The sequence below is a fragment of the Micromonospora cathayae genome, from assembly GCF_028993575.1.
GTDB lineage: Bacteria > Actinomycetota > Actinomycetes > Mycobacteriales > Micromonosporaceae > Micromonospora > Micromonospora cathayae.
The window spans coordinates 6,232,646-6,257,276 of record NZ_CP118615.1 but is presented as its reverse complement, the minus strand read 5'-3'; the positions used below and the strand labels follow the sequence as shown (position 1 = coordinate 6,257,276).

Below are 24,631 nucleotides of genomic sequence, written 5' to 3'. Positions count from 1 at the left end.
GGTAAGCGCATGAGCATCAGCCTGGACCAGGCGGTCGAGTTGACCCGCACCGGGGACCTGTGGGTGTTCCGGGGACGCAGCGTCCCCGACCGGGCGATCCAGCTCACCACCAACAGCCCGGTCAACCACGTCGGCATGGCCGTGGTGCTGGAGGACCTGCCGCCGTTGATGTGGCACGCGGAGCTGGGCCGGTCTCTGCCCGACATGTGGTCCGGCACGCACCAGCGGGGGGTGCAGCTGCACGACCTGCGGGACGCGGTCTGCGTCTGGGCGAACCGGTACGGCCAGCGTGCCTGGCTGCGTCAGCTCGAACCGTCCGTCGGCCCGGAGCTGGAGGACGCGGTGCTGCGCACCATCGCCCGGCTCGACGGCACGCCGTTTCCGTCCACCGCCCAGCTCGCCTGGCGCTGGCTGCGGGGCCGGGTCCCGGCGATCCCCCGCCCGCCGCTGCCGGGGCCGCTCCGAGGAGCCAGCCGACGCCGGGCCGCCGCGCCCGCGTCCACCCCGGGCCGGGGGACCACCGCCACCGGCACCGACGCCGCCACCGGCACCGACGCCGCCACCGGCACCGACGCCGCCACCGGCACCGACGCCGCCACCGGCACGGACGCCGCCACCGGCACCGCTGGCGACCGGACGCTGGAGACGGCGTACTGCGCGGAGGTGGTCGCGGTGACCTACGAGGCGATGGGGCTGCTCCCGGCCGGCCGCCGGCCCAACTGGTACGACCCGGGACGGTTCTGGAGCGGCGACGACCTGGGACTCACCGGGGGCGCCACCCTCGGCGCGGAGATCGAGGTACGGATCCCGGCGCGCTGAGGTTTGCCCCGGTCGCCGACCGGCAACTGCTGTCGCCGTGACCGCCTCCACCGATCTCGACACGCTCACCGAATTCTTCGACCGGTACGGCGTGGCGCTGACCGCCGGCGACCTGCCCGCCATCGCCGGCTGCTACGCCCTGCCCGGGCTGGTGGTCGCCGACACCTACAGCTTCTCGTTCAGTTCCCCGGCCGCGGTGGCGCTCTCCTTCGTCGGTGCCGCGCCCGACTACCAGGAACGCGAGCTGGTGGCGGCGAACGCGCTCATCCAGGACGTCGCGCCGCTCTCCGAGCTGCTGACCATGGTGGCGGTGGAGTGGGAGTTCCTGGACAGCGAGGGCCGGGCGGTGCCCGGCGAACGCTACCGGTACCTGCTGCGCGGCAGCGACGACGGTCTGGTCATCTGCACCGTCATCCGGTCCGGCTGAGCGGCGGATGGTCGACAGCCGACCGGCGGCGTTCGTCGTCCCGGCCGGTGGATCCGGTGACGTACCGGACACTTTCCGGTGTTGGTCCTGGTGACTAGGCTCGGCCGTCGGGACCGACAGGGGGAGGAACATGGCCGGCAGTCGTCGTGCGCGGGGGGCCGGTGGCGTCAGCTCGCCGTGGATCGTGGTCTCGGTCGGTGTCCTGGTGATGGTGGTGCTGATGGCGGTCGCCCTCGGCGCGGTCTCCGGCAGCCGACCGGTCGCCGACCCCGGCCCGCCGTTGCCGACCGTACCGTTGCCGGTGCTGCCGTCACCGTCGCTGGGCGTCCGCAAGGGCGGGACGCCGCCGGCCACGACGCCGGCCCGGTCGCCGAGCCCGTCCGAATCGCCGTCGGTCACCCCGACGGTGACCCGGAGTGTGACCCCGAGCCCCTCGGCCAGCGACCGTCCACGTACCACCGTCGGGACCCCGGGCGCGCCGGCCGGTCCGGCCACCACGGCGACCACCACGGCGGTCGTGGTGGCGGGAGCGTACCGGCTGGTGGACGACTACCATGACGCGTTCATCGGCGAGGTACGGGTGACCAACGTGTCCGACCGGCCGCAGGACTGGACGGTGCGGGTGGCGGTGCCCGGCAGCCGCCTGGTGGCGGTCTGGGTGGAGGGTGGGGCCCGGCCCGGCGTCTCCGGTTCCCGTGGGCGGTACACGTTCACCAGCGGAGCCGACCTTGCGCCCGGCGCCTCGGCGGCGCTGCGGTTCCACGTCGACGGCACCGGGCGGGCCACCCGTCCGGAGGAGTGCACCGTCGACGGGGCCACCTGCGCCGGCCTCTGACGCCCCATCCACCCACCCGCACGCCCGCCACGGCCGTGTTCACCCCCGCCCGGGGTTCACGACGGTCCATGCTCACGGCCGTCCGCGTTCACGCGCCGGCGGTCGCCTCCGGGCCCGGGGCGGTGACGGTACCGGTGTCGGTGGTGGTGGCGTTCCGGCTGCGCCGCCGGTGCAGCCAGCCGAGCGCGCCCACCGCCAGCACCGCCTCCACGGCCAGGATGGTGACCGACCAGAACGGCCCCACCCAGGTCGCCAGCGACTCGTACCAGTAGCGCACCAGCAGCACCAGCAGGGTCACCCCGAACACCAGCGAAGCCAACCCGTATCCGGCGTAGGCGACCCGGTCCCGGGACCGGTAGCCGGCGACCGCCCGCGGGCCGCCGCGCAGCAGCCGACCCCAGAACCGGTACGCGTCGGTGCGCAGGTCGACCAGGTTCAGCGCGTGGCTGAGCATGTAGTAGCCGTCCAGCCGCAGGAACGGCACCAGCCCGATGAGCGCGGCGGCGGTGCCGAACAGCAGGATCGTGGCGGCCAGGTCGCGCAGCACCCCGGGGGCGGCCCACAGCCAGACCGCCGCGAACGGCAGCAGCGCCAGCAGACTCACGAAGATCCCGGCGAACGCGGTCGCCACCCGGCGGCGCGGGGTGAACAGCACCACGTCGTCCACCTTGCAGTACGGGGCGACGATCGGGAACCGCCACATCACCCCGATCTCGGTGACCCGCCCGCCGAAGTGCCGGCAGGCCAGGCCGTGCGCGCACTCGTGCAGGAAGACGATCGACCAGGTGATCAGCACGGCGGCGACGATCGCGGCGACCGGCCGGCGGCCACCGGTGACCGCCTCGGACAGCTCCGTCAGGTGCAGCGCCACGTACCCGGTCAGGGCCAGCACCGCGGCCAGCGCGGGCACCACGAACCACCAGCTGAACACCGGGCGCAGCGCGGGCAGTACCCGGTCGAAGAGTCGCTCCGGGTCGAACAGCGGGAACCGGGCGGACAGCGGCCCCCGCTTGGCCTGCGCCTTGCTCTCGGCGGCGGTGGCGGTCAGCCGGGCGATCTCCGCCGGGTCGGTCGCGCCGTCGAGCAGTTGCCGTCGGTGCAGCATGGCGAACAGCTGCTGCCAGTTGGCCGGGCCGAGCTGCCGGCCGAACTCGGCCGCGTACGCGGCGGCCAGCTCGTCGAGGGTGCGGGTGCCGTCCATCCGGGCCAGCAGGAAGTGCTCCCGGGGCCCGACCCGGTAGTACCAGCCGGTCTCCGGGTCCTTCACGTGGTGGACGAGTTTCTCGCCGCGCCACTGCCCCGGGCCGAGCACCACACCGGACCGCAGCCGGGGCCGGGTCCAGGTCTGTTCGACCGTGGTCACCGCGCACCGACCGGTGCGGGCTCGCCGGCCGGGGGTTCGGCCGCCGCCAGGTCGTCCAGCAGGGCGGTGCGGATCAGGTACGACAGGTAGATCTCGTCGAGGATGCTCACGCCCAGCCGGTTGTTGGTCATGTGCACGTACGAGCTGAGCAGGATCGCCATCGCCGCGTCCAGGTCCGTCACCGGGGTCGGCTCGGCACCGCCGCGCTGGAACACCAGGTCGCCCCGTTCGGTGGCGGCCACCACCCGGGCCCGCAGCTCGCGGCAGTGCGCCAGCCAGCGCCCCTCGATGCCGGTGACCCGCAGCTGCGGGTCCCGGGCGGCGGCCCGGATGCCGGCGAGCCGCTCCCGCAGCGTGGCGTCCATCTTGGCGTAGCTGCTGTCGAAGCTGTGGTGGTAGTCGTCGCTCGGCTCCTGGTACGAGACCTCCCAGAACTTGCGGTACTCGTCGAGGAAGTGCGCGATCCGGGCGTCGTCGGCCAGGAACGCCGCGCACATCATCGTCGTCAGCTGGGTGGAGAGCCCGAGCAGCACCGGCCGTACGTGCACGTTGGTGGTGGCGAGCAGGTCCAGCACCACGTCGCTGGAGTGCTCGAAGTGCCACTCGGCCAGCTCGATGCCGGCCGGGCCGCCGTACCGGCCGTACTCCCGCTCGTACGGGATGTGGTGGGCGCTGTTGTTGGCCCGCATCGGCATCACGCCGTCCGCGCCGTACTCGGCGTCCCAGCGGTCCTGGCCGTACTCGGCCAGGTACATCTGCTTGTACAGGCCGCCGAGCCCCTCGCTGTCCACCTCGTACAGGGCGGGGCGGCGGCGCAGGAACGCGGCGATGGCCTCGTCCACCCGGGCCCGCACCAGCGCCGGGTCGACGCCGGGCGCGGGCAGCACCCGCAGCCGCACGTGCGGCCCCTCCATCCAGTACTTGATGAAGAAGTACCGGCTGATCAGGCCCTCGGCGCGCAGCGCGTCGACCAGCGGCCGGACCCCCTCGACCAGCATCGGGTTGGCGTTGCTGGCGTAGAAGACGTGCACGCTGAGCCAGCCGTGGTCGGTCGGCGACGGGAACTCGGTCACTGCTCCACCTCTCCGGCTCGTACGCCGTTGAGTTCGACGGTCAGTTCGGTGACGTGGGTGCCGGCGGGACCGCGCAGCACCTGCTCGTCCCGGTCGGGCAGCATCTCGGTGAGCACCAGCCGGCTGCCCGCGCCGCGGGCGGTGGCGTCCAGCAACTGCACCGAGAAGAGGCTGTCGAAGTCGACGTACAGCGGCTTGTGGTCGGGGCGGGCCCCGGCCGGCGCGCCGTCGTCGGTGGCCGGGGTGAGCCGGCCGCCCTCCGGGGTGGCGAACACCCGCCGGGGCAGCCGGTTCTCCCGCCGCCAGCGCTGCCAGCGCAGGAACCAGTCGGCCTCGCTCTGGTCCGGGGTACGGGCGGCGGGCAGGAAGTCCGGGTGCAGCTTCCACATCCGTCGTTGCAGCACCAGGTCGCCGTGCACGATGCGCGGATAGCCGACCATGCCGGTGCCGGGCAGCGGGACGGTGGTGCCGGCCCACAGGTCCGGCTGGGCCATCCCCAGGTACGCGAAGGTGAGCAGCACCTGCTGCACCTCGGGCAACGCCATCGGCAGCAGGAAGCCCAGGTACACCGGGATCACCTCGGCGTCGAGCCGGCGGGAGCGCAGCAGCAGCCGGTCCGTCTCCGGGTCGTGTTCGACGCTCAGGTCGTCCATCCGGATCTGCTCGGCGGCCGGCCGGAAGCTGATCTCACCCGGGCAGACCAGCTCGTACGGGGTGACCGAGGGGTGCAGGTTCAGGTTGGTGGCGTCGTACCCGCCCTTGAGTTCGGCCAGCACCGCGCCGGGCGGGGCGAGCCGGGTCAGCTCGGCGCGGAGCCGGTCGGCCAGCTCCTCCCCGGCGAACAGGTGCGCGAACCGGGAGAACAGCAGGGTCATCCCGGAGTAGATCCGGTTGACCACCACCCGGTGCCGGTCCCCCTGGTCGGCGAACTGGAGGAAGAACGAGCGCGGGTCCAGCACGCCGAGGGTCTCCGGCACCATGGCGGCCACGTCGGCCATGAACGACCCGTCGAGGACGAGTTCCTCGGCGTCCGGCGGCAGCGCCGCGTACGCCTCGTTCATCCGGCGGGCCACCTCCAGCCGGGCGTCGTCCAGCGCGGTGATCTCCGACTGCTTGAACCAGTTCTCCTGCCGGACGTAGGTGTTGTCGGCGTCGAACGCGCGGCGGCGCATCATCCGGCCGGTGTAGTGCTCGAAGAAGTCCTGCTGGAACTCGTGGGCGAAGGTGAGCAGGTCGTCGCAGCGCCCGCCGTCGCCGTACCGGGCCCGGAAGAAACCCTTGGTGGCGAGCCGGCGGGGCAGGTTGACGTCGAACACCGGCATGATCTTCGCCAACGCGGTCAGGCCGGGGATGACCTCCCGGGCCCAGCGGTCCCGGTCGGCGGTGACCGGTTCCCGGGTGACCAGGGCGGCGTCCTCGTAGAGCAGGGTGCGGGGGGCCGGGATGTCGGCGCGTCCCAGGTCGGCGTGGGCGGCGGCGAGTTCGTCGCGGATCGCGGCCAGGGTGCGGCGGCGACCGTCCACGTCGTGCGCCGGGTAGCCGGTGGCGAGCCGGTTGGCGGTGTCGACCCGGTCGGCGAGCCGGTCCGCCCAGCCCCGACCGACGGCGCGCAGCGCGGCCCGGTACCCGTCGACCGGGTCGTCGGCGTGGATGTCCAGGTGCAGGTTCGGCACCACCAGCAGGCCCACCCGGAGCAGGTGGTGCAGGTACTGCTCGACCTCGGCGGCCGGCCGGCCGTCCACGGCCAGCTCGGTGACCAGGTCGGCCAGCCGGACCACCCGGCCGTGGTCGAGGGCGGCCAGGATGTCGTGCAGCATCCGCCCGGTGGGCAGCACGAACAGCGACTCGTGGATGGACTCCAGGGTGATCGCGGCGTCGCCGTCCTCGGAGGCGGTGCGGCGGCGGCGCAGGTAACGCAGCCGGCCGTGCTCGATGCGCCACCCGGTGGTGACGGCGACCGGCAGGTCGGCGCGGAGCGTCTCGTCGGCCAGCACGATCGCCGACAGCCGGCCCAGGGCGGCCAGGTTGAGCCGGGCGCTGCCGCGCTTGGGCGCTCCGGGGACCGGGTCGACGCCGAGCAGGGTACCGGTGCCGTTGGCGAGGGTACCGACGTTCACCGTGGTCAGCCGGCTGAACGGGCTGGTCTTGCAGGCGGTGCGGAAGGCGTACTCGAGCAACGACCGTTCGACCCGGCGGGCCCGCTTGCCCAGTTTCGCCCCGGCGGTGAGGTAGCCGGGCAGGTACTGGTCCAGCGAGGGGGAGGCGAGCAGGATGCCGCCGCGCAGGTCCGGGTCGGCGGCGAGGTCCCGTAGCGTGGCGCGGCGGTCGACGAGTTCGGCGTCCAGCACCGCCGGCCCGGCGGCCAGCTCCTCCCGGTACGTCGTCCAGGTCGCCAGCCAGGCGGTGAGCATCCGGTGGGTGTCCGCGCCGAGCCGGTCGGCCGGCCAGGCCGCCGGGTCGGCCGGGCGGGGCTGACGTAGGTTGAACACGTCCCGCCGCAGCCGGATCAGTTTCTGCCGCAGCCCGTCGTCGTCGGTCAGGTTGCGGGCCACCGCCTCGCCGAGGGCGTCGGCGAGTTCCCGGCCGCGCTCGCGCAGCAGCTCCTCCAGGTCGAGGATCCGGCGGGCCCAGGCGGCGGTGCGGTCGAAGGCGAGCCGGTCGGCGACCTCGATCGGCAGTCCGGCGGTGCGCAGCATGAACACCTCGGGCATCCGCCAGGACACCGGGCGTACCGAGGGGGCGGGCAGGGTCACCGTCACGGGTTTCTCCTTCGTACGTCGGCGCCGGCTGGGAGCGTCACAGCCGGTACGCCAGGTCGGCGGTCGCCTCGGGGTGCCGCCCGAGGAGCAGGAACAGCACGGTGCGTTCGTCGGTGTCGTCCAGCCCCAGCACGGTGTTCATGGCGACGTTGTCGAAGCCGAGCACCGCCCCGCAGCCGAGCCGCTGCGCGGTGGCCGACAGGTACGCCCGCTGGGCGACGGTGCCGATCTCGGCGTTGAGGATCCGGTAGCCGCGCGGACCGAACGCGTCGAGGACGGCGTCCGGGCGGGCCGAGATCGCCAGCACCGCGCCGACCTGCCCCATCGTGTAGTTGGTCAGGAAGTACTGCTGTTGCAGGAAGGCGGACATGCCGCCCTCGGGTTCCGCCCCGGCGGGCAGCAGCGCGTGCCGGTCGGCGTGGTACGCGTACCCGCCGGTGGCGAGCCCGTCGACGTGGTTGGCGAAGACCCACAGCCGGGTCAGCCCCGGGCCGCCGTCCGGGCCCTTCACGTCGGACGGGTGGTGTCCGCCGACGGCGGCGAAGGCCAGCGTGGTGCCGAGTTCGGCGGCGGTCAGGTCCGGTGGGCGGCGGAACCGGCCGAAGCTGGAGTGCCGGGCGGCCAGCACCGTCGACAGCGGACGGTCGAGCCGGTCGAGCTGCGGGGCGGGCAGCCCGATCGGCTCGCCGGGCAGGTCGACCGGTGACGCGGCGGCGACCGCCGCCGGGCCGGCGGCGGTGTTCGTCGCCGCCGCCCGGTGCACGGCGGTGACCTGCGGAAACTCCACGACGGTCCGGGACCGTTCGAACGGGGTGTGCCGGACGCGTACATCGCCCGGTCCGGCCGGCTGCGACCCGGCGGCGGTACGGGCGTCGTCCGGCCCGGCGGCGCTTCCGGCGGCGGGCCGGGCGGCGGTGCCGGCGGCGTCAGGCCGGGCGGCGGTGCCTCCGGCGGCGTCGGGTCGGGTCGCGGCCGGGCCGGCGTCGCGCCACCGGACCGGGACCACCGCGAAGACGCTCTCCGCGTCGCTGTCGAAGCCCAGCAGCCGGTCCACCGGGGCCGGGTCGAAGGCCAGGTGCCGGCGCAGCGGCGCGCCCAGGGCCGGCGCGAGCAGGTCCCAGGAGCCGAGCATCGCCCCGAGGTCCTGGGTGACCACGTGGTAGCAGAAGCTGTTGTACTTGAACGCGTTCTTCCAGAACCTGATGCTGGCCAGCAGGAAGGTGTCCGCCCCGTCACCGGCGTCCTCGGCCGTGGTGCCGTCGCCGGTGCGGCCGGGGCCGGCCAGGGCCGCCCGTACGGTGTCGGCGACGTCGCCGACCAGCAACCGTTCCAGCACGTGCTGGCCGGTGTGGTAGTGGTACACGCCGGGCAGCAGCGGGCCGGACGCCCCGGCCACCAGGTACAGCTCCACCGGGTACATGCCACCCCCGGAGGCGGTGCCGCGACCCCAGACCGCGTGCTCGAAGTGCGCCCGCTTGCCGATGTCCTGGTTCCAGTTGATCGTCATCCGCCGGTCGAGCACCCCGTACGACAGCCGCAGCAGGGCGCCCAGCGACGGCAGCGTCCAACCCTCGGCGGCCGGCAGGTCCGTGCCGGTGAACAGCTGCCGCAGGGTGGGCAGCTCCGGCGGGTCGGCGGGCAGCGGCAGCCGGGGCGCGCCCGGGTAGGACGTGTGCCGGGACGGCTGGTCGGCCCAGTCCACCACGAAGTTCAGCGGTTCCATCGGTACCCGCGCCCGCCGGAACACCGCCTCGGTGTAGTCCCGGATGACCGTGACGGCCTCGGAGTGCATGACGTGCTCCTAGGGGAAGGGGTGCGGGTGGGGGTTGCGGGCGGTCGCGCCGAGCTGGTCGGGACCCTGCCGGCCCCGGGCCAGGTGCCGGGCCAGCCGGTCGCTGTGCAGCACCCGCTGGCGTTGCCAGCCGAAGTCGATCGGCAGCAGCGCCGGGGCCACCAGGGCCATCGTGTGCACCCCGGCGATCTCCTGCTCGGGGCAGGTCTGGTCGACGGCGAGCACGTCACCGCCGAGTCCGGCGATCAGCCCGGCCAGGTACCCGGTGTCGGCGGTCAGGTCGTCGTTGTCGGGGCGGGCGGCCAACCAGTCGCCGTACAGCTCGTCCATCGACCGCTTCGGCGGGTCGTCGAAGAGGAACTGCGCGTGCCGCGTCATCTCCGGCAGGCCGTACAGCAGCGCGTGGTGGCTCAGCTCGGTGACCTTCGTGTAGTCGCGGGTCATCTCCTTCAGCGCCGGCAGGCTCGCCTCCACCCGCTCGTCGAAGCCGGGCACGTAGGAGGCGGTCTCGCAGACCGCCGCCCGGACCGCGTCGTCCGGGTCGAGGCTGGCCCCGGCGGCGAAGCAGAGCTGGCCGAGGCCGTCGCCGCGCTTGACCGCCACCGCCGTCACCACCGGTACCGGCAGGTCGGCGCGGGTGTCGAAGAGCCGGATGTCGTACCCGAGCAGTTCGACCCGGTCGAGCATGAAGTGCACCTTCTCGTCCCGGCAGGTGGCCGGGTCGATCTCGGCCAGCCGGGACGAGCCGTACCAGGCCAGCAGGAAGGCGTCCCGTTCGACGAGTTCGAGCATGCCGTGCAGCAGCGCCTCCTCCGGGGAGCTGCCGCTGGCGCAGCCGTTGGAGCACTCCTGGACGAACTTGCGCTGCTTCTCCCGCCGGTCCAGGTAGTACACCAGCTGCTCGGGGACCAGCCGGGGCTGCCGGTCGCGCAGCGAGTACCCCCACACCCAGTGCATCGGCTCGGTCGGCGAGTACGGGGCGTAGTAGAGCCCGTGACCGGGGTAGAAGGCCGGGTCGTAGCCGAGACCGGCCGGGTCCATCGCGTCCGGGGCGAGGTTGGCGTAGCTGTCGTACACCTCGGTCCGCTTGGCCCGGGGGAACTGCCCGGCGTACCGTTCCAGCCCTTCCAGCAGGGCGTACGTCTCGCTGGTGCCGTAGCTGTTGGCGTGCCCGCTCCACCACATCTCGTGCAGGTCGTAGCGGCTGCGGACCCGGAAGTAGCCGGACACCGGCGCGGTCGAGTTCGCGTTGTACGCGCGCAGCGCGTTGCCGCCGAGCGCCCCGGCGACCGGGTTCGCCAGCGCGACGACCGGCAGGTCCAGCTCGTCGGCGGGGCGCAGCCGGTAGGTGGTCGGGCCCGGCTTGGGGCGGGGGGCCAGCGCGATCACCGCGCCCTCGGCGGTGTCCGGGCGGACGGTGGCGCAGGCCGGGCACTCCGAGTCGGCCAGCACCTCCACCGTGGTGGTCTCCAGGGTGTCCATCCGGAGCTGGTGCAGCCGGCCGAGGCCGGGGCGGGTGGCGGGCGGCGCGGCGGCGTGCGTGAGGAGCTGCCAGATCGCCTCGACGGCGAACGGGGTGAGGTGCGGCAGCGGGCCGGGGACGCTCACCTTCGCGCCGTGTTCCAGGGCGTGCCGTTCCTCGCGCAGCCGGATGGCCTGCCAGCGTCGCTGCACGCAGAGCGGGCACGGCCCGGTACGGCCGACCGGGGCACCGCCGTCGGTGTCGTCAGCGGCGTCGGCGTCGGTGGCCGGGCCGGGCCAGCGGGGGCCGACCAGCGCGGTCGCGCCGTACAGCCAGACCGGGACGACACCGCCGGCCGGCGGCGTGCCGGTGTCCCGGTTGGCGTCGGTGAGGCCGAGCGCGGCGAGGCGGACGGTGACCCCGTCCAGCGGCGACACCGCGCCGCTGCGGCGCTGCGCCCGCTCGTGGAACGCCTCCCCGAGCTGCTTGAGGCTGGTGTCCCACCCGGTGGAGGTGGTCCGGACGTCGACGATCATGGGCCTCACCTGTCTGGCGGTCGGTGCCGTGGTGCGCGGATCGGTGGGTCGGGGGGTGGGATCCCCGCCGGCGCGGACGCCGGCGGGGACAGTGCGGCGCGGGGATCAGCCCCCGCCACAACCGGTGCTGGTGCTGGTGCTGCAGCAGCTCGACGTGGAGCAGGAGCAGCAGCTGGAGCAGGAGCAGCTCGAGCTGGACCAGGCCATGACCATCTCGTCGACGGCGTCGACGTCCTCGATCTCGAACGTCTCCGTCTCGAGGGCACGGAGTTCCTCGGTCAGTTCCGGCATTGTTCACACCTCCTCTCGGGGTCTCGATGCACGGCACCGCCGGGTGCGCGTCCGGCGGTGCCGTGGTTCAGCTCGTGCTGCTGCAACTCGACGAGGTGCAGCTGCAACAACTGGACGTGCTGCAGCTCGAACAGCTCGATGTGCTCGTGCTGCTGCTGCAGATGTCCATGACATCGGCGGACAGGTCCGCGATGTCCTCGACCTCGAACGTCTCGGTCTGGAGGTTCCGCAGCTCGCTGCGGACGGCCTCCGGAAGCGCGACGGACGCGGGGTGCTGTGGTGCCATGGGCCTCTCCTTGAGCCGCGGCAGGTGCCAGTCGTGGGCCGGGTCGGGTCCGCACCACCACCGTGGTTCCGGCGGAGGCACGCGGGGCTGCTCGCCGGTCGGAAACCGACCGGCGGCGGATGGTGCGGTTACGGAGACCCGGGGTGGACTGGGTACGTCAGCGTGGGGTCGACCCCGTCACCGTCAGCCGCAGCTCGACGTGCTGGTGCTGGTGCTGCAGCAGCTCGAGGTGGAGCAGGAGCAGCAGCTGGAGCAGGAGCAGGACGAGCTGGTCGCGGCCAGCACGTCCTCCGCGCCGCCGTCGATCTCCTCGATTTCGAAGGTCTCGGTCTCCAGCTCGCGGAGCTCGTTGTTCAGCGTGATCGGCATGTGTTCACCTCCTTCCGGAATGCGTGCCTCGTGGGGACCACTGATGTGGTGGCTCTACTCGGCCGCGTGGCGTTCCCGCAGCAGCACCACGCCGCTGCGGAACGCCCCGCTGGCCCGGACGTCCCGGGTGGTGGTCTCGACCAGCAGCGCGTCCACGCCGCGCTCGGCGAGGGCGGCGAGCACCGCCGTCCGGTCGGTGGCGGTCGGTACGTCCCCGGGGGTGGCGGTCGTCGCGGCGGCGGTCAGGGTCGCCGGGTCCAGGTCGGTCAGCAGCGGGTCGCCCGGGTCGGCGGCCACACCCTCGAAGTGCCGGACCTGGACCAGGCCGACCAGGTCCCGGGCGGCGGCGAGCCGGGTGGCGACCGGGTCGAAGCCGGCGGCGACGGTCCACGGCCGCTCCCCGCCGTCGGGGGCGTCGGCGACCGCGAGGACGGCGTGCGCCGGGGCGGCCCCGTCCAGCGTGTACAGGGTGAGCTGCCGGCCGAACCGGTGGGCCGCCTTCACCACCAGCGCGGTGTCCTCGTCGGCGACCAGGTCCTCCTCGGCGACGACGGTCAGCCCGGCCCGGCCGCGCAGCGCCCCGGTCAGGGCCCGGTACGCCAGCGCGTCGGCCAGGCCCCGGTCGACCACCGCGTCCAGGGTGGCGCCGACGGCGGCTCCGGCGGGGGTGCGTTCGGCGACACCGTCGGCGTTCGCCCCGGACACCGGCAGGACCAGCGCCGTCGGCACCAGGACGGTTGCCGCGTCCGCCGCCGGTTCCGCGTCCGCCGCCGGTTCCGCGTCCGGTGCCGCCGTACCGCCGAGGACCGTCGCCGGGACCCAGCTGGTGGGCCGGTCGGTGGCGTACGGGACGGTGCCGGCGTAGCCGTGCAGCTCGGTCCACGGCACCGGCCGGTGCCCGGCGGCGAGCAGCTCGGCGGCGGTGCCGGTGACCGCGCCGGCCGGTGTGGCGTACCGGCCGACGTGGTCGCGGACCGCGACCTGGTACGCGGCCAGCCGGGCGTTCATCACCGTGTGCACGTCGAACGTGGTCAGCTCGCGGGGGCCGTGCCGGCCGGGCACCCGCAGCCGGGCGGTCTTCAGCGGGGACTGCTCCAGCGGGTCGTCAACGAACCGGGTGAAGACCCCGGCGTGCTCGGCGACCAGCACCTCGGCCCGCTGGTAGGTCTCCTCGTCGTCGGTGGCGTCGGCGGCGGACGCGGGCACCTCGACGTCCCGGCAGACCGGGCACGCCGGGTGCGGCAGCACCTTCTCCCGGGACGATTCCAGGGTGGACTGGTCGAGCAGCAGCACCGACGTGCCGGTATCCGGGGCGAGGGCCCCGGTGCGGATCCGGAACAGTTCGAAGGCGGCGGCGTTGCCGAGCATCCGGGCGGTGACCTCGGGCAGCGGCATGGCCGGGCCGGGCTCCGGGCCGACGGCGAGCCGTCGCCAGAACTCGGCGGCGACGCCGGGTTCGGCGGACGCGGTGAGCCGGAGCTGGGCGCACAGCCAGCAGGGGGTCTGACCGGCGGCGACGGTGGGGCCGAGCACCGCCCGGTCGCCGTCGGTGTACACCGGGACCAGCAGCGGACCGTCGGCGTGGCAGTCGCGGGCCAGTTGGTGCAGGCGGGCCAGGCCGTTGCCGTCGGTGCAGTACACCACCGCGTCCGCGCCGGACGGGTCGAGCGGGCCGTCGTGCACCCGCACCTCGACCGGCACGCCCTCGGCGCGCAGGTCGTCCGCCTCGGCGGCCAGCGCCCGACGGTAGGTCTCCGGGTCGTCGTCGGGGTGCACGTCCAGCGTCCCGCAGCCGTTACGCAGCAGGCCGGTCGCGGCGGCGAGCAGGGTCTCACCGGCTCCACCGAGGACCACCCGGGTGGTGTGGAAGCGCTGGAAGCGGCCGGTGGCGTCGTCGGCGAAGTGGTCGACGAACTCGATCTGCGGGGCGAAGCGCCGGGCCAGCGGCTCGGGCAGTTCGGTGCCGCCCCGGGCGTCCTTGGCGAAGCCCCGGCCCACCAGGGCCTGCACCAGGCTGACCACGGTCCGGCGCTGGCCCTCGTCCAGGCCGGCGCAGAGCTGCGCCAGGCTGTGTTCGCCGGTGAGGTACGGGCTCAGCGAGGTCAGCCAGCGGAAGGCGGTCCGTCCCTTGAGGAGGAATGCGGTGTCCGGTCCGCGCAGGTAGGCGCCGGCCGGAGCGTCCAGGAACACCACGTCGTGCCGGAGCTTCGGACGAATTTCGAGGGTCTGGGCACCGTCCGGTAGCAGGCTCATCTGGGCTCCTATGCCATCGACCATTGCCGGTTCGAAAGTGCCCACCATGGTGCACAAGACGATCACTGCGGTCAACAAACTGTTTCATAAACCTATCGACGTGTAGCGAGCTTATGCGTGCTGACCTGCGGTGGAGTAGATTCCGGTCGGCATCTTTCCGGGTGGCCTTCCGAAGATGATCGAGCTCGGCTAGCCTGTGGGCGGCACCAGGCTCTCCGCAGGTCAGAGGCCACTTGCCCAGGGTTACGGGGGGATGGGTCCTCGTCCGATCGGAATGTGGACGATCTGTCCGGATTCGCCGGACCGCCGGCTGGGATCGATGTCTGCGGCGATTAATATTGTTGTGACAACGATCTCGAATATATTAACACGATATCCGAGGTGGGTCGGGATGAACGTGGGAAGAAATGTTGCCGACGGGTGTGGTCGAGCACGTTCGGTCATTGTGGCGTCGCGCTGATGGGTGACCGTTTCGCCATCGAGATGGACGGGGTGACCAAGCGGTACCCCCGGGGCATCACAGCGGTCGCTGACCTGGACCTTCGGGTGCCCGAGGGGGAGGTTCTCGGCTTTCTCGGCCCGAACGGCGCGGGCAAGACCACCACCATGCGGATGCTCGTCGGCCTGGTCCGACCCACCAGCGGCCGGATACGCGTCCTCGGCCAACCACCGGGCACCCCGGAACAGTTGGCCCAGGTCGGCGCGCTGATCGAGTCGCCCACCTTCTACCCCCACCTGTCCGGTCTGGACAATCTGCGGCTGGCCGCCCGGTACGCCGGCGTGCCGGAGAGCGCGGCGGAACGCGTCCTCGCCGAGGTGGACCTCGCCGGACGGGCCCGCTCCCGGTTCCGGGAGTACTCGCTGGGCATGAAGCAGCGGCTGGGAGTCGCGACGGCGCTGCTCAAGGAGCCGCACCTGCTGATCCTCGACGAGCCCACCAACGGGCTGGACCCGGCCGGGGTGTCGGAGATGCGGGAACTGCTGCGGTCACTCGGCCGGCGTGGGCACACCGTCCTGCTCTCCAGTCACGTGCTCGGCGAGGTCGAGCAGGTCTGCGACCGGATCGCGGTCATCAACGGCGGCCGGCTCGTCGCCGACGGCACCCCCGACGAGCTGCGCGCCCGTCTCGGCAGCGGGCTGCTGGTCATCGTCGCCGACCCGGTCGACAAGGCGGTGGCCTGCCTACGCGACCACGACGCGGTCAGCCACGTCGACACCGACGAGGGCACCATCCGGGTCACCGTCGACCCGGCGCTGGCCGCCGAACTCAACCGCCGGCTCGTCGAGGCGGGCGTCGACGTGCGGGAACTGCGCCCGGTACGGCACACCCTGGAGGACGCGTTCCTCGAACTGACCGGGGCCGAGCGTGCCGGTGGGACGGACCCGACGAGCCCGGGGGAGGGCGACAAGTGATCGCATCGGTACGCGCCGCCTGGTTCGCCGACCGGAAGCGGCCCGGGGTGTGGACCGTCACCACGACCTGGACGATCCTCGCCGTCGCCTTCGGCATCGGCATCCCGTACATCGTGCACCTGGCCCTCTCCGGCGACCCGGAGCAGGCCGAGGCCGCCGAGTCGCTGCTGGCCAACGTGCTACCGGCCCAGCTAGTGTCCACCGGGATCGCGCTGTTCCCGCTCTTCGGCGGGGCCATCGTGGTGATCCTCGGGGCGCTGGTGGTCGGCAACGAGTTCCGCTGGGGCACGCTCAACCTGATCTTCACCCAGCGCCCGCGCCGGGCCCAGGTGATGCTCGGGCACGCGATCGCCCTGTGCGGGATCACCCTGCTGCTGGTGCTGCTCACCTTCACCGCGCTGGCCGTGGTCACCGCGATCCTCGCCACCGTGGAGGGGCGGGGCCTCGACTGGCCGTCCGTGGGCAAGCTGGCCGGCGCGGTCGGCGCGGCCTGGCTGATCTGCACCGCGCACGCCAGCGTCGGATACTTCCTGGCCATCGCGTTCCGCAACACCGCCACCGCCATCGCGGTCGGCCTGGTCTGGACGCTGGTGCTGGAGAACGCGGTCAACGGCCTCGCCCTGGTGCTCAAGCCCCTCGAACTGCTCCAGAAGGTGCTGCTGGCCCCCAGTTCGGGGTCGCTGGCCGGGGCGCTGGGCGCGCGGAGCCAGTTCGAGGGCGGCACCCCGGGCGTGATGGAGTCGTCCAGCGCCTGGCTACCGGCTACCGTTCTGCTGGGGTACGTGCTGCTCATGTTCGGGCTCGGCACGTGGCTCGCGGTCCGACGCGACGTGAACTGAGGGGTGTCGGGATGGAGTTCCTCCTCGCCTTCGTGGTGACCGGTCTGGCGGCCAGCGGTGGCTGGATCGCCTGGTACGGGGTGCGCGGCTGGTCCCGGTACCGGGACCGCCGGCACGAGCTGGCGCTGACCCGGGCCCGATCCGAGGCACAGGTACGCCAGGCCGAGCTGGCGGCGCACGTCCGCGAACTGGAGCTGGCCAACGAGACGTACGAGGACTTCAAGCGCCGCCACCCGGAGCGCTGACCTCCACCCACCCACCGCAACCACCGCCACCGCCACCGCCACCGCCGCGGCGGTGGCGGTGGCGGTGGCGGTGGCGGGGAACCTGTCCGGGCCGGACGGCCACGGTGGGCGAGCGCACCCGACGCGTTGCAAGGTAGCCGCAACATTTCGACTTCGTTTGCAAGGTATTGCAGAACCTTTCCGCAAGGGCTAGCGTGCGGGCGAATCAACGACCACGGAAAGGCCGTCGATGAAACCCCCGCCACGATCCCGTAAGGCCCTGTTCGGCCTGATTTCCCTGCTCACCCTGGCTCTCGTCGGCGTGCCCGTCGCCGTCAACCAGCTCGGCGCCGACGCCACCGGGCGACCCGACCCGCTCGCCGCCGCCGGTGCCCCGCAGTGGCGTACCGAGCCCTCCGTCGAGGCCATGCTGCGGGCCGGCGCGAACGACGCCCGCGCCGAGCAGTTCTACTTCGTCCTGCCCGACCGGTTCGCCAACGGCGACCCCCGCAACGACCGGGGCGGCCTCACCGGGGACCGCCTCAAGACCGGCCTCGACCCGGCCGACAAGGGCTTCTACCACGGCGGCGACCTCAAGGGACTGATCGACAAACTCGACTACATCGAGGGGCTCGGCACCACCGCGATCTGGCTCGCCCCGATCTTCAAGAACCGGCCGGTGCAGGGCACCGGGGACGACGTGTCGGCCGGCTACCACGGCTACTGGATCACCGACTTCACCCAGGTCGACCCGCACTTCGGCACCAACGAGGAGCTGAAGCGGCTGGTCAAGCTCTCCCACCAGCGCGGCATCAAGGTCTACCTCGACGTCATCGTCAACCACACCGCAGACGTCATCAAGTACGCCGAGGACCGGTACGCGTACGTCGACAAGAAGACGTCGCCGTACACCGACGCGCAGGGGCGGGCCTTCGAGGACCGCAACTACGCCGACGGTACCCGGGACTTCCCGAAGGTCGGCGCGGACGCCGGCCCGTACACCCCGACCTTCGGCAGCGAGGCCGACAAGACCGTGAAGGTCCCGGCCTGGCTGAACGACGTGACCATGTACCACAACCGGGGCGACTCCACGTTCGCCGGGGAGAACAGCGAGTACGGCGACTTCTTCGGTCTCGACGACCTGTGGACCGAGCGACCCGAGGTGGTCCGGGGCATCACCAAGGTGTACGGCGACTGGATCGCCAGCACCGGCGTCGACGGGTTCCGGCTGGACACCGTCAAGCACGTCAACCTCGACTTCTGGCCGCAGTTCGCCCAGGGCATCGAGCGGGCCGCCGAGAAGGCCGGCAAGAAGGACTTCTTCATGTTCGGTGAGGTCTACAGCGCCGACCCGGAGATCACCTCCACGTACGTGCGGCAGGGCGGCCTGCCGGCCACCCTCGACTTCGCCTTCCAGGAGGCCGCGCGCGGCTACACCGCCGCCGACGGCTCCGCCAAGGCGCTCGCCGACGTGTACGCCCGCGACGACCTGTACTCGTCCCGGGACACCGGCGCGGACCGGCTGACCACGTTCCTCGGCAACCACGACATGGGCCGGATCGGCTCGTTCATCGCCGGTGGCACCGGTGACCCGGCCACCCACCTGCGCCGCGACCAACTCGCCCACCAGCTGATGTTCCTCACCCGGGGGCAGCCGGTGGTGTACTCCGGCGACGAGCAGGGCTTCACCGGGCCGGGTGGCGACAAGGACGCCCGGCAGGACATGTTCGCCTCGAAGACCGCCGACTACCTCGACGACGACCTGCTCGGCACCGACCGCACCCACGCCGTCGACCAGTACGACCGCAACCATCCGCTGTACCGCACCATCGCCGAGCTGGGCGCGTTGCGTGCCGCCCACCCGGCGCTGCGGGACGGCATCCAGGTCACCCGGTACGCCGCCGACGGTCCCGGCGTGTTCGCCGCCTCCCGGATCGACGCCAAGCAGCGCCGGGAGTACGTGGTCGCGGTGAACAACGCCGCCACCGCGCAGACTGTCACTGTGGACACCTGGTCACCCCGCACCACTTTCACCGGCGTGTACGGCGGCACCGGCAGCACCACCGCCACCGCCGACGGCAAGCTCACCGTCACCGTGCCGGCGCTGTCGGCGGTGGCGTACCGGGCCGCCAGCCCGATCCCGCAGCCGACCGCCGCCCCGACCATCACCATCAGCAGCCCGGAAGCCGACGCCGCCGTGGCGACCCGCGCCACGGTCACCGCCGGAGTCACCGGCGACCCGCTGGCCACCGTGGCGGTCGCCGCCCGGGTCGACGGCGGGAAGTGGACGCTGCTCGGCACCGCCGAGCGGGCCCCGTACACGGTGCACCACGACCTGACCGGGCTGCCCGGCGACGCGAAGATCGAGTACAAGGCGGTGGTCCGGGACGGCAAGGGGCGTACCGCCAGCACCCGGTCCACCGCCCGGGTCGGCACCCCCGCCCAGGGGGCGTCCCGGGACTGGGCGATCGTGCACTACCAGCGCCCCGACGGCGACTACGCCGACTGGGGGCTCTACACCTGGGGGGACATCGACCCGGCGTACGCCACCGAGTGGCCCAACGGGCAGCCGTTCGCCGGTGTGGACGCGTACGGCCGGTTCGCCTGGGTGAAGCTCAAGCCGGGCGCGCAGTCGGTCGGCTTCCTGGTGGTGGACTCCGACGGCAACAAGGACGTCGGTCAGGACCGCACCATCGACGTCACCCGCACCGGCGAGATCTGGGTGAAGCAGGGCGACCCGACGGTGCACACCAGCTACGCGGACGCGGTCGGCTCGCCGCCCCCGCCGGTCGAGGACGGCTACGCGGTCATCCACCACCGACGCCCGGACGGCAACTACGACGGCTGGGGCCTGCACCTGTGGGACGGCGCGGCGAACCCCACCGACTGGGCGTCCCCGATGCCGCCCACGAAGATCGACGCTTTCGGTGCGGTCTACCGGGTGCCGCTGGCCGCCGGGGCCACCGGGCTGAGCTACATCATCCACAAGGGCGACGAGAAGGACCTGCCGACCGACCAGCGGCTCGACTTCGCCAGCGCCGGGCGGGAGGTGTGGCTGCTCGCCGCCACCCCGGGCCGACTGCTGCCGTCGACCGCCACCGGAACGACGAAGGACGTGGACGTCACCAAGCAGAAGGCGCACTGGATCGACCGGTCCACCGTCGCCTGGGCCGTCGGACCCACCGACGGGAAGACGTACGCGCTGGTCACCGCGCCGGCCGGTGGGGTCAGCGTGGTCGACGGCGAGCTGTCCGGCACGTACACCTCGCTGCCGCTGACCGCGACCCGCAACGGACTCACCGAGGCCCAGCGGGCCCGCTTCCCGCACCTGTGGACGTACCGGACGTTCACCCTCGCCGACCGGGACCTGGCGAAGGTGCCGGCGGCGCTGCGCGGACAGCTCCTGGTCACCGAACGCGACCAGGCGGGGAACCTGCTCGGCGCGACCGGCGTGCAGCTGCCCGGCGTCCTCGACGACGTCTACGCCCGCGCCACCACGGCGACGCTCGGCCCGACCTTCACCGGGAACCGGCCGTCGCTGGCGCTCTGGGCGCCCACCGCCCGCACCGTCGCGCTCCAGCTCTTCGACACGCCCACCGCACCGCCGACCACGGTGGCGATGCGCCGCGACGACCGCACCGGCGTCTGGTCGGTACGCGGTGACCGGACCTGGACCGGGAAGTACTACCGGTACCAGGTGACCGCCTGGCAGCCGGCCGCCCAGAAGATGGTCGCCGCGTCGGTGACCGACCCGTACTCGGTGGCCCTGGCCCCGAACTCCACGCACAGCCAGCTCGTCGACCTGACCGACCCGGCCCTCGCGCCGGCCGGCTGGGCGAAGCTGCGCAAGCCGGCGGCGGTGCCGTCGTCGAAGGTGCAGATCACCGAGCTGTCGGTGCGGGACTTCTCCATCGCCGACAGCAGCGTGCCGGCGCAGCGGCGGGGCACCTTCCTCGCCTTCACCGACCCGGCCACCGCCGGCATGACCCACCTGCGCAAGCTCGGCGACGCCGGGGTCACCCACCTGCACCTGCTGCCCGCGTTCGACTTCGCCACCATCCCCGAGCGGCGGGCCGAGCAGCAGCAGCCCGACTGCGACCTGGCGAAGCTGCCGGCCGACTCCGACCAGCAGCAGAAGTGCATCGCCGCCGTGGCCGACACCGACGGCTACAACTGGGGGTACGACCCGCTGCACTACACCGTCCCGGAGGGCGGCTACGCGGTCGACCCGGCCGGGGCGAAGCGGACCACCGAGTTCCGGCAGATGGTCGCCGGGGTCAACGCCGCCGGCCTGCGGGTGGTGATGGACGTGGTCTACAACCACACCTCGGCCGCCGGCACCGACCCGAAGTCGGTGCTCGACCAGGTGGTGCCCGGCTACTACCACCGGCTGCTCGACGACGGTACGGTCGCCAACTCCACCTGCTGCGCCAACACCGCCCCCGAGCACGCCATGATGGGCAAGCTCGTGGTCGACTCGCTGGTCACCTGGGCGAAGGCGTACAAGGTGGACGGGTTCCGGTTCGACCTGATGGGCCACCACCCGAAGGCGAACATCCTCGACGTGCGCCGGGCCCTGGACAAGCTGACCGTGGCCCGTGACGGGGTGGACGGTAAGTCGATCCTGCTCTACGGCGAGGGCTGGAACTTCGGCGAGGTGGCGAACGACGCCCGGTTCGTCCAGGCCACCCAGGCCAACATGGCCGGCACCGGCATCGGCACCTTCAACGACCGGCTCCGCGACGCGGTGCGCGGTGGCGGGCCGTTCGACGCCAACCCGCGCGTGCAGGGCTTCGCCTCCGGGCTGTTCACCGACCCGAACGGCGACGCCGTCAACGGCAGCGCCGACCAGCAGCGTGCCCGGCTGCTGCACGCCCACGACCAGATCAAGGTCGGGCTGGTCGGCAACCTGGCCGGCTACCGGTTCACCGACACCTCGGGTAGGGAGGTCACCGGCGCGCAGGTCGACTACAACGGCTCGCCGGCCGGCTACACCGCCGCGCCGGGGGAGGCGGTCACCTACGTCGACGCGCACGACAACGAGATCCTGTACGACGCGCTGGCGTACAAGCTGCCGCAGGACACCCCGCTGACGGACCGGGCCCGGATGCAGGTGCTCGCGCTGTCCACCGTGGTCATGGGGCAGGGCACCGGGTTCGTCACCACCGGCACCGAGCGGCTGCGCTCGAAGTCGCTGGACCGCAACTCGTACAACTCGGGGGACTGGTTCAACCAGATCCGCTGGGACTGCGCGCAGGGCAACGGATTCGGCATCGGGCTGCCCCCGGCGCAGGACAACCAGGACAAGTGGCCGTACGCCAAGCCGTTGCTGGCCGACGCGAAGCTGGTGCCGGACTGCGCGGCGGTGAACCTGGCCGACGCCCGGTACGCCGAGCTGCTGCGCATCCGGGCCTCCTCCCCGGTGTTCGGGCTGACCAGCGCCGCCGAGGTGCAGAAGCGGGTGGCGTTCCCGCTGTCCGGGCCGAAGGAGACCCCCGGTGTGCTCACCATGACGCTGGACGGTCGCGGCCTGGACCGGCAGTGGAGGTCCGTGACGGTGGTCTTCAACGCCACCCCGGAAGCGGCGACCCAGCAGGTCACCGGCCTGCGCGGGGCGGACGTGGCGCTGCACCCGGTGCTGCGCGGGTCGGCCGACCAGGCGCTGCGGACGGCGTCCTTCGACGCGGCGAGCGGCACCTTCACCGTCCCGGCCCGCAGCGTGGCGGTCTTCGTCCAGAGGTGACCGGACACCGCCGGCCCCCTCCCGAGACTCGCGGGGAGGGGGCCGGCGGCGTTGGTCCTGCCGGCTGCCGGGTTCGGCCGTCGGGTGGACCCGTCAGCCGAAGCAGTTCGGCACCGGCGCACCGGCGCAGTTGTTCGGACGGTTGGCCGCGATGGTGGTGTTGTTGTCCACGGTCACCCCACGCGGGAAGGTGAAGACGCCGCCGCCGGTGATGGTGGCGGAGTTGTGGACGACCTGCGAGGTGGCCAGGGTGACCCGGCCGAACAGGTTGAAGATGCCGCCGCCGACCCCGAACGGGCCGATGGCCCGGTTGCCGGCGATCTCGCTGTCGCGGACCGTGGTGACGCTCAGGGTGTTGAACAGCCCGGCACCGAAGAAGCCGGCGGTGTTGTCCTTCACCACGGTCTTGTTGATGGTGACCGCGCTGTCGAAGGCGACGGCCAGGCCGCCACCGACCCCGGCGGTGCTGTTCCGGTCCACCGTGACGCCGTTGAGCGCCACCTGGGCGTCGATCGCGGCGACACCGCCGCCGGCGAGGACCGCGGTGTTGCTGTCGATCGTCGACGAGTAGACGTTGGTGGTGCCGCCGACGGCCGCCAGACCGCCGCCGAAGCCCAGCGTCTCGTTGTCGGTGATCTTGCTCTTCTCGACCAGTACGGTGCCGGCCTCGATGTCGCGCCGGAAGATTCCCGGCGTGCCGTTGGCGATACCACCGCCGCCGATGATTCCCGTGTTGTCCTCGACCTTGGTCTCGTCGAGCTTCAGCAGACCGGCGTTGAGGATGCCGCCGCCGAAGAAGAAGGCGGTGTTGTGCGCGACGGTGCTCCGGGTGAGCCGGGTGCTGCCGAAGTTGGCCAGCCCACCGCCGTTGCCGCCGGACTGGTTGTCGACGATCGCGGTGTCGATGATCTCGGCACTGCCGCCCGGCTCCACCAGGACACCGGCGCCGTCGGCGTAGCCCGGCTCCTCCACCAGCGGCTGCGCCACGTCGGCGCGCGGCGCGACCTTGACCGTCGCCCGCGGCGTCGCCGTGATCTTGTCCGCCCCGGTGGCGGCCGCGGTGACCGGCCTGCCGGCCGCCGCCGCCTTGCTCATCTCGACCGAGTTCGAGTACATCCCCCACACCTGTTCGGGAGCCAGGGCGCGGTGGAACTCGGTGGTCTGGCCGCCCTTGACGGTCAGGCCCTCGAGCGTCAGGTGACCGCCGGGTCCGACGGTGAGGATCCGGAAGCGGTCGGCGGTGGCCTCCCGGGTGATCGTGGTGTGCTCGCCCCGCAGGGTGATGTCCGCCGTGATCTCGGGGAGGCCGCTGCCGCGCTGGTTGCGGCTCAGGTTGTAGGTGCACCCCTTCGCCAGCTCCAGCACCGCGCCGTCGTTGGCGTTGGCGTGCACGATGGCCTGGATGAGCCGGTCGGGGTCGCAGGGCACCTCCTTCCCGCGCTCCTTCTCTGATCCGGGGTCCTCCGGGGAGGTCCGGCCCTTGTCGTCGGGGTTGCCCTCCGCTTGCTTCGGGTCCTTGTGCTGGCCCTGTCCGCCGTCGCCGGCGGCCTGCTGGGCGCTGGACCAGTTCAGTCCGCCGACTCCGACCGCCCCGGCGCTGCCGGCGACGCCCACTGCGGCGATGCTGACCACACCCGTCAGACCCGCCACGCCGCTGGCGAGCCAGAGCCGACGGCGCCTCCGGGCCGCCGCCCGCCCCGAGGCTTCGTTGTTCGATAGGTAGTTGGACATCGGAGCTCTCTGCCCTCTCCTCGTACCAGACAAGGTCGCTCCGCCGTGGCGAGGCGTCCTTCGCTACAAATCGGTTGTAGCTGCTGAACCACACCGTATGAGAAGTTTCCTCGCTATGGGGTGTTATCCGAATTTTGCCCGCATTGGGGGTGGATCCGAGTAGAGCGGGGCATCTGTCGCATCAGGTCCGGCAGGCGTCGGGAACGCCCCGGACCGGGACGACAGGTGGCCCTTCCCCCAGACGTGGAAGAAGGGCCACCCTCGCCATGTGGATCAGCCGGTCACCGGGGGTGCCGGCACAGGTGCCCGCGACGGCGTACCGCCCGGGATGCGGGTCGTACGGACCGGCCGATCAGGGACGATCAGCCCGGACCCCGACGAACGGGAAGAACTTTCCGGAGCCCACGCTAGAGGAA

17 protein-coding genes are annotated in these 24,631 nt (G+C 72.6%); 7 read left to right on the top strand and 10 right to left on the bottom strand.

The genetic code is table 11. The features are described from left to right. Positions 1–9: 9 nt before the first annotated feature. From PVK37_RS27445 to PVK37_RS27435, 3 genes are all read left to right on the top strand, one after another. A complete protein-coding gene (locus PVK37_RS27445) occupies positions 10–819 on the top strand; it encodes a hypothetical protein (RefSeq protein ID WP_275030721.1) in 810 nt (269 codons plus the stop codon). 37 nt (positions 820–856) lie between these two features. Next, positions 857–1,246: a hypothetical protein gene (locus PVK37_RS27440; RefSeq protein WP_275030720.1), complete on the top strand. Its 390-nt coding sequence runs from the start codon at positions 857–859 to the stop codon at positions 1,244–1,246. 130 nt (positions 1,247–1,376) lie between these two features. Then, complete coding sequence (locus PVK37_RS27435; RefSeq protein WP_275030719.1) at positions 1,377–2,081, top strand: cellulose binding domain-containing protein; 705 nt, start codon at positions 1,377–1,379, stop codon at positions 2,079–2,081. An 88-nt stretch (positions 2,082–2,169) separates the two neighbouring features. On the opposite strand, the gene PVK37_RS27430 is transcribed toward PVK37_RS27435, so the two are convergent. The 9 genes from PVK37_RS27430 to PVK37_RS27390 all read right to left on the bottom strand — a co-directional run bounded on the left by PVK37_RS27430 (position 2,170) and on the right by PVK37_RS27390 (position 14,265). Beyond that, positions 2,170–3,444: a hypothetical protein gene (locus tag PVK37_RS27430; protein ID WP_275030718.1), complete on the bottom strand. Its 1,275-nt coding sequence runs from the start codon at positions 3,442–3,444 to the stop codon at positions 2,170–2,172. Then, entirely contained in the window at positions 3,441–4,517 is a 1,077-nt protein-coding gene (locus PVK37_RS27425; RefSeq protein ID WP_275030717.1) for a thiopeptide-type bacteriocin biosynthesis protein, read from the bottom strand. Before PVK37_RS27425 ends, PVK37_RS27430 begins: the two co-directional genes overlap by 4 nt. Further along, entirely contained in the window at positions 4,514–7,276 is a 2,763-nt protein-coding gene (locus PVK37_RS27420) for a lantibiotic dehydratase (RefSeq protein WP_275030716.1), read from the bottom strand. Before PVK37_RS27420 ends, PVK37_RS27425 begins: the two co-directional genes overlap by 4 nt. A gap of 37 nt (positions 7,277–7,313) precedes the next feature. Further along, positions 7,314–9,068, bottom strand: coding sequence for a nitroreductase family protein (locus PVK37_RS27415; RefSeq protein ID WP_275030715.1), 1,755 nt, complete (start codon positions 9,066–9,068; stop codon positions 7,314–7,316). 9 nt (positions 9,069–9,077) lie between these two features. Further along, complete coding sequence (locus PVK37_RS27410) at positions 9,078–11,066, bottom strand: TOMM precursor leader peptide-binding protein (RefSeq protein WP_275030714.1); 1,989 nt, start codon at positions 11,064–11,066, stop codon at positions 9,078–9,080. Between the two features lie 105 nt (positions 11,067–11,171). Then, complete coding sequence (locus PVK37_RS27405; protein WP_091191769.1) at positions 11,172–11,357, bottom strand: thiazolylpeptide-type bacteriocin; 186 nt, start codon at positions 11,355–11,357, stop codon at positions 11,172–11,174. 67 nt (positions 11,358–11,424) lie between these two features. Beyond that, positions 11,425–11,643, bottom strand: a complete 219-nt coding sequence (locus PVK37_RS27400; RefSeq protein ID WP_275030713.1) for a hypothetical protein — start codon at positions 11,641–11,643, stop codon at positions 11,425–11,427. 183 nt (positions 11,644–11,826) lie between these two features. Further along, a complete protein-coding gene (locus tag PVK37_RS27395) occupies positions 11,827–12,012 on the bottom strand; it encodes a thiopeptide-type bacteriocin (RefSeq protein ID WP_275030712.1) in 186 nt (61 codons plus the stop codon). 54 nt (positions 12,013–12,066) lie between these two features. Further along, the gene (locus PVK37_RS27390; RefSeq protein WP_275030711.1) at positions 12,067–14,265 is read right to left on the bottom strand and encodes a TOMM precursor leader peptide-binding protein; all 2,199 of its coding nucleotides are present in this window, start codon (positions 14,263–14,265) and stop codon (positions 12,067–12,069) included. A gap of 459 nt (positions 14,266–14,724) precedes the next feature. Here PVK37_RS27390 and PVK37_RS27385 point away from each other — a divergent pair, with 459 nt between their 5' ends. The 4 genes from PVK37_RS27385 (at position 14,725) to pulA (ending at position 22,484) form a co-directional block, all read left to right on the top strand. Beyond that, on the top strand, positions 14,725–15,678 hold the full coding sequence (locus tag PVK37_RS27385) for an ABC transporter ATP-binding protein (protein WP_275030710.1): 954 nt from the start codon (positions 14,725–14,727) through the stop codon (positions 15,676–15,678). Then, on the top strand, positions 15,675–16,517 hold the full coding sequence (locus tag PVK37_RS27380; RefSeq protein WP_275030709.1) for an ABC transporter permease: 843 nt from the start codon (positions 15,675–15,677) through the stop codon (positions 16,515–16,517). Before PVK37_RS27385 ends, PVK37_RS27380 begins: the two co-directional genes overlap by 4 nt. A gap of 11 nt (positions 16,518–16,528) precedes the next feature. Then, positions 16,529–16,762 carry a hypothetical protein gene (locus tag PVK37_RS27375; protein WP_275030708.1) on the top strand — a complete coding sequence of 78 codons (234 nt, stop codon included), beginning with the start codon at positions 16,529–16,531 and terminating at the stop codon, positions 16,760–16,762. 229 nt (positions 16,763–16,991) lie between these two features. Further along, entirely contained in the window at positions 16,992–22,484 is a 5,493-nt protein-coding gene (pulA, locus tag PVK37_RS27370; RefSeq protein ID WP_275030707.1) for a pullulanase-type alpha-1,6-glucosidase, read from the top strand. Between the two features lie 93 nt (positions 22,485–22,577). Here pulA and PVK37_RS27365 read toward each other — a convergent pair whose 3' ends face one another. Next, positions 22,578–24,215 (bottom strand): right-handed parallel beta-helix repeat-containing protein, encoded by a 1,638-nt coding sequence (locus PVK37_RS27365; RefSeq protein WP_275030706.1) that lies wholly within the window; start codon positions 24,213–24,215, stop codon positions 22,578–22,580. Positions 24,216–24,631 lie beyond the last annotated feature (416 nt).

What these genes read in the sequence shown, in the direction of transcription:
- PVK37_RS27445 (WP_275030721.1), top strand. Translation starts at nt 10, where the DNA reads ATGAGCATCAGCCTGGACCAGGCGGTCGAGTTGACCCGCACCGGGGAC.
- PVK37_RS27435 (WP_275030719.1), top strand. Translation starts at nt 1,377, where the DNA reads ATGGCCGGCAGTCGTCGTGCGCGGGGGGCCGGTGGCGTCAGCTCGCCG.
- PVK37_RS27415 (WP_275030715.1), bottom strand. Translation starts at nt 9,068, where the DNA reads ATGCACTCCGAGGCCGTCACGGTCATCCGGGACTACACCGAGGCGGTG.
- PVK37_RS27410 (WP_275030714.1), bottom strand. Translation starts at nt 11,066, where the DNA reads ATGATCGTCGACGTCCGGACCACCTCCACCGGGTGGGACACCAGCCTC.
- PVK37_RS27405 (WP_091191769.1), bottom strand. Translation starts at nt 11,357, where the DNA reads ATGCCGGAACTGACCGAGGAACTCCGTGCCCTCGAGACGGAGACGTTC.
- PVK37_RS27400 (WP_275030713.1), bottom strand. Translation starts at nt 11,643, where the DNA reads ATGGCACCACAGCACCCCGCGTCCGTCGCGCTTCCGGAGGCCGTCCGC.
- PVK37_RS27395 (WP_275030712.1), bottom strand. Translation starts at nt 12,012, where the DNA reads ATGCCGATCACGCTGAACAACGAGCTCCGCGAGCTGGAGACCGAGACC.
- PVK37_RS27390 (WP_275030711.1), bottom strand. Translation starts at nt 14,265, where the DNA reads ATGAGCCTGCTACCGGACGGTGCCCAGACCCTCGAAATTCGTCCGAAG.
- PVK37_RS27385 (WP_275030710.1), top strand. Translation starts at nt 14,725, where the DNA reads ATGGGTGACCGTTTCGCCATCGAGATGGACGGGGTGACCAAGCGGTAC.
- PVK37_RS27375 (WP_275030708.1), top strand. Translation starts at nt 16,529, where the DNA reads ATGGAGTTCCTCCTCGCCTTCGTGGTGACCGGTCTGGCGGCCAGCGGT.
- pulA (WP_275030707.1), top strand. Translation starts at nt 16,992, where the DNA reads ATGAAACCCCCGCCACGATCCCGTAAGGCCCTGTTCGGCCTGATTTCC.
- PVK37_RS27365 (WP_275030706.1), bottom strand. Translation starts at nt 24,215, where the DNA reads ATGTCCAACTACCTATCGAACAACGAAGCCTCGGGGCGGGCGGCGGCC.